Source organism: Bradyrhizobium sp., assembly GCF_036735945.1.
In the GTDB taxonomy this organism is placed as follows: domain Bacteria; phylum Pseudomonadota; class Alphaproteobacteria; order Rhizobiales; family Xanthobacteraceae; genus Bradyrhizobium.
The window spans coordinates 1-4,303 of record NZ_DAINNI010000219.1 but is presented as its reverse complement, the minus strand read 5'-3'; the positions used below and the strand labels follow the sequence as shown (position 1 = coordinate 4,303).

The following is a 4,303-nucleotide window of genomic DNA, read 5'->3' as shown; positions in this document are numbered from 1 at the left end:
GTCGAGGAACACCTCGACTTCGTCGCCGACCTTGAGATCGCTTTCGCGGCCGGGGCCGGCGAATTCGCGCAGCGCCACGCGGCCTTCGGTCTTCAGGCCGACGTCGATGACGGCCATGTCCTTTTCAATTGCAACCACCTTGCCCTTGATGACGGAGCTTTCCTGCAGATTGCCGCCGGCAAAGGACTCGTCCAGCATCGCAGCAAAATCGTCACGGGTAGGATTATAGGAAGCAGCAGTACTCGAAGCCATTTGTTCTCCAATGCGGGATATTGCCGGCCGTTCGGGTTAAAGGGCGCATCGCGCGTGAAGTGTCAGGGTCCGCAAATCCTGACGACCGCGTTTGCGGGAGGCGCAAAAGCGGACCGGCAGATGCCTGCACGTTCGATACGTCTTGATTTTATCCGGAGCCTGAAACGAGATTTTCGACTTCAGCAGCCTGGAGCGGGCTTTCCTCCAATGACGGCGGAAGCTGAAACTCCCGGCCGGCCCGCTCGGACAGCCCTGATCTTGTCGATGGGCGGCCCGGATGGGCGTGGATATAGACCCAAGGGTCATTTTCAGCAAGCGAAAACGCCCCGATTTACGGACCCTTAACGCTGACGGACGCTGCGCCGGCCTCGCCGTCAACCTCCTGTTGACTGCATGGCGCGAAAGCTCCGCCAGTCCCGGCGGGATGGAACCCGGCCTTAAGCATGCCCCCCTTACACGAACCCACTGCTCAAACCAGGGGCCATTCCATGAAGAGCCTGATCGCTCTGACTGCCATCGCCGTTTTTACCGTCGCCACGGCTGTCGCCGGCAAGCCCTCGGCCTTTGCCACCGACAAGGCGGTTGCCGCGGCAAGGGCGAAGCCCGTCGTGATGGCCGAACAGCAATTGCCGTTCGACCGCGCGCGCTTGAGGAACTGAGCCAGGACCTCACCGCCCCGCGCGAACCGCCTCGACGATCGCAATGGCGGCGCGCACGCCGGCTTCGATATCCAGATTGGAATTATCCAGAATATGGGCGTCCGCCGCCGCCTTGAGCGGCGCGGCGGCCCTGTTCTTGTCCCGTTCATCGCGCCTGAGGATGTCGGCCAGCACCGCCGCCTCGTCGGCGTCCTCGCCGCGGGCGCGGGCTTCCAGCGTGCGGCGACGGGCCCGCACCTGCGGGTCGGCCATCACGAAGATCTTCACATCGGCATTCGGGCAGATGATGGTGCCGATATCGCGCCCGTCGAGCACGGCCCCGGGCGGATCGGCCGCGAACTGGCGCTGGAAACTCACCAGGGCTTCACGCACCCTGGGAATTGCCGAGACCACGGATGCCGCCTCCCCGATACGCTGGGTCTTCAGCTCGGGATGGCCGAATTTTTCCGGATCGAGCTCCATGGCGACGGCCACCGCCTGCGCCTCGTCGGTGAGGTCGAAACCCTGGTCCAATAGCGCCTTCGCCACCGCGCGGTAGATCACGCCGGTGTCGAGATGGCGGTAGCCGTAATGATGGGCAAGGCGTTTGCCGAGCGTCCCCTTGCCGGATGCCGCCGGCCCGTCGATGGCGATGATCATGATGTCCTGTTGCTCAGATGGAAGCGGCCCCGCGCGCGGCGCAGCGGCCGCTCTTCGGTGAAAATGTTGCGGGAGGCAAATTCGGCCGGGCTGCTGAAGGTCAAGAACTCGCGCATGGCGTCCGAAGGGTCCGCCGTAGTGAACCAGGGATGGTCCAGACGGCGCGCAGAATCACAAACCCAATGCGGGACCCGGCCCAACCGACGCTGCTTTGCCAAATATTCGGCGATGGCTCCGACGAGAGCATCAATCCGGCCATCGCCCGTCAATTTCGGCTCGCGCTCGATCGCCGCGTAGCGGTCATGGTCGGTTTTTGCGAGATCAAATGCATCGATGAATTCGGCCAGGACGACATCGTGCGCAGACCCGGCCTGGATGCGTTCGACAGCCTCAGCGAGGGTATTTGGGCGCATCGGCCGCTCCTGCACGATTCATATGTTTCAAAAGGAACCGCTGCTTCTCGGAAGAAGCGGCACTCTGGGGAAAATATCGCCCCAGCAGCGCGATGGCCTCGGCGGCAGTCGAGATGCCAACAACCTGCATCAGATTCAGGATGTCCAACCGCTCGGCTTCGCCGCGAACAGGGTCCATGATCCGGAATGCCTTCAATTTCAACGCCAGCAGATATTTTGCCGACGGAACCGATACGACAAGCCCGGCTGCTTCGCCGTCACGTGGGAACGTGCCGAACTCAAGATGGTCGCCGGCAGAACTGGCAAGGGGACTTAGATGAAATGCAACCCCGTCGTTGAACCAGCCCTCTTGCCAGCCATTCTGCACTGCGATTTCGCGGACGACGGTCGCCAGCCAGTCAGGCAGCGGGTGCTCGAGCCTCGACACATCGACATCTTCCGTTGCGAACCGGAAATTGCTTGCCAGCATCAGCGCCGATCCGCCGTACACGGCGATGTGCAGCTTCGTCCCCGCCTCTGCCGCTGCGTGGCCAATCCTGTCGAATGCGTCGAGGAGCGCCTCGCGATCAAAGGCTGCACTCATCGCGCCTGCCTCATGAAAACTCCGCGCCCAGCGAACGCATCATCGGGATGAAATCCGGAAAGCTGGTCGCGATGAAGCTGGTGTCGTCGACCCTGACCGGCTTGTCGGCGGCGAGCCCCATCACCAGCGCCGACATCGCGATGCGGTGATCCATGTGGGTCGCGACGAGGCCGCCGCCGGGCACATGCCCGCGGCCCTCGACGATCAGATCGTCGCCCATAATCTCGACCCTGACGCCGTTGACGCGCAGCATGTCGGCGGTCGCTTCGAGGCGATCGGATTCCTTGACGCGCAGCTCCTGCAGGCCGCGCATGATGGTGGTGCCCTCGGCAAAGGAGGCGGCGACCGCGAGCACCAGATATTCGTCGATCATCGACGGCGCGCGTTCCGGCGGCACCTCGACGCCGCGCAGCTTCGAGGCGCGCACGCGCAAGGCGGCCATCGGCTCGCCGGCATCGCCGCGGACATCGCTCTCCTCGATCGAAGCGCCCATCTCGCGCAGCGTCGTGAACAGGCCGGTGCGCAACGGATTGGTCATGACGTCGGAGAAGGTGACGTCAGAGCCTTCGACGATCAGCGCCGCCACGATCGGGAAGGCGGCCGACGACGGATCGGCCGGCACCACGACCTCGGCGCCGTGCAGTTCGGGCTGGCCGGTCAGCGCGATTCTGCGGCCGTGGGCGCCTTCATGGACCGAGGCGATCTCGGCGCCGAAATGTTTCAGCATCAGCTCGGTGTGGTCGCGGCTGGCTTCCTGCTCGATCACAGTGGTGACGCCGGGCGCGGCCAAGCCTGCCAGCAGCACCGCCGACTTGATCTGGGCCGAGGCCACCGGGGTCCGGTAGAGAATCGGCACCGGCTCGCGGGCACCGTGCAGCGTCAGCGGCAGGCGGCCGCCCTCCTTCGCCTCGCCGGTCCTGGCCCCCATCAATTCGAGGGGGTCGAGGATTCGCCGCATCGGGCGGGACCGCAGCGAGGCATCGCCGTCGAACACGGCCGTGATCGGGCACCCGGCGACCGCTCCCATCACCAGGCGGCACCCGGTGCCGGAATTGCCGAAATCGAGCGGGGCGGACGGCTCGGCGAAGCCCGCGACCCCCACGCCACGGACCTGCCAGGCGAACGGGCCGGTACGCTCGACCCTGGCGCCGAGCGCCTGCATGGATTTGGCGGTGTTGAGGACGTCCTCACCCTCCAGAAGGCCGGAAATCCGGGTTTCGCCGACCGAAAGCGCCCCCAGAATGAGCGCGCGGTGCGAAATCGACTTGTCGCCGGGAACGCGGACTTTTCCGGCCAGGGGGCCGCTGGCGCGGGATTCCAGCTCGGTGGGCGTAGCGGAGTGGGTCAAGGTCGGGGTCCTCTGCGGAGGCGGCAGTATCACATGGGCCCCACGGCGTCACGCGGCGGTCAAATGCGGAAAGCGCTATTGACACCGGCCCCTCAACTAGCCAAGTGAAGCACCGTTTTTCAGAATTTCCCAGGATCCACACGTGGCCAAATCCGACCTCGGAACCAAGCGCATTTGCCCGACCACGGGTAAGAAATTCTACGATCTGAACAAGAACCCCGTGATCTCGCCCTATACCGGCGAGGTGGTGCCGATCGCGCCGGTCGCGCCGCCGCGCGGCGGACGCGGCGAGGCCGCACGCGCCGCTGCCGCGACCACCGCCGCCGACACGCCGGAGCCCGCAGAGGCCGAAGAGTTGGTCTCGCTCGAGGAGGCCGACGCCGAGGAGAATACCGGCAAGGTCAAGGCC

General features: G+C 65.0%; 7 protein-coding genes. 2 read left to right on the top strand and 5 right to left on the bottom strand.

Annotated elements, in window-relative coordinates; genetic code table 11:
• The coding region (locus V7E26_RS29410; protein WP_324422893.1) for a S1 RNA-binding domain-containing protein at positions 1-252 on the bottom strand (252 nt) is incomplete at its 3' end.
• A 488-nt stretch (positions 253-740) separates the two neighbouring features.
• On the opposite strand from V7E26_RS29410, the gene V7E26_RS29405 reads away from it, so the two are divergent.
• The gene (locus tag V7E26_RS29405; protein WP_324422892.1) at positions 741-911 is read left to right on the top strand and encodes a hypothetical protein; all 171 of its coding nucleotides are present in this window, start codon (positions 741-743) and stop codon (positions 909-911) included.
• A gap of 9 nt (positions 912-920) precedes the next feature.
• On the opposite strand, the gene cmk is transcribed toward V7E26_RS29405, so the two are convergent.
• Genes cmk through aroA form a run of 4 tightly spaced genes read right to left on the bottom strand, consistent with a single transcriptional unit; the run spans position 921 to position 3,894 of the window.
• Positions 921-1,550 (bottom strand): (d)CMP kinase, encoded by a 630-nt coding sequence (cmk, locus tag V7E26_RS29400; RefSeq protein ID WP_324422891.1) that lies wholly within the window; start codon positions 1,548-1,550, stop codon positions 921-923.
• A complete protein-coding gene (locus V7E26_RS29395; RefSeq protein ID WP_324422890.1) occupies positions 1,547-1,963 on the bottom strand; it encodes a hypothetical protein in 417 nt (138 codons plus the stop codon). Before V7E26_RS29395 ends, cmk begins: the two co-directional genes overlap by 4 nt.
• Positions 1,941-2,546 (bottom strand): hypothetical protein, encoded by a 606-nt coding sequence (locus V7E26_RS29390; protein ID WP_324422889.1) that lies wholly within the window; start codon positions 2,544-2,546, stop codon positions 1,941-1,943. The genes V7E26_RS29395 and V7E26_RS29390 overlap by 23 nt, the downstream gene beginning before the upstream one ends.
• 10 nt (positions 2,547-2,556) lie before the next feature.
• Entirely contained in the window at positions 2,557-3,894 is a 1,338-nt protein-coding gene (gene aroA / locus V7E26_RS29385) for a 3-phosphoshikimate 1-carboxyvinyltransferase (protein ID WP_324422888.1), read from the bottom strand.
• 142 nt (positions 3,895-4,036) lie between these two features.
• On the opposite strand from aroA, the gene V7E26_RS29380 reads away from it, so the two are divergent.
• Positions 4,037-4,303 (top strand): TIGR02300 family protein (locus V7E26_RS29380; protein WP_324422887.1); only part of this gene is annotated, 267 nt, incomplete at its 3' end.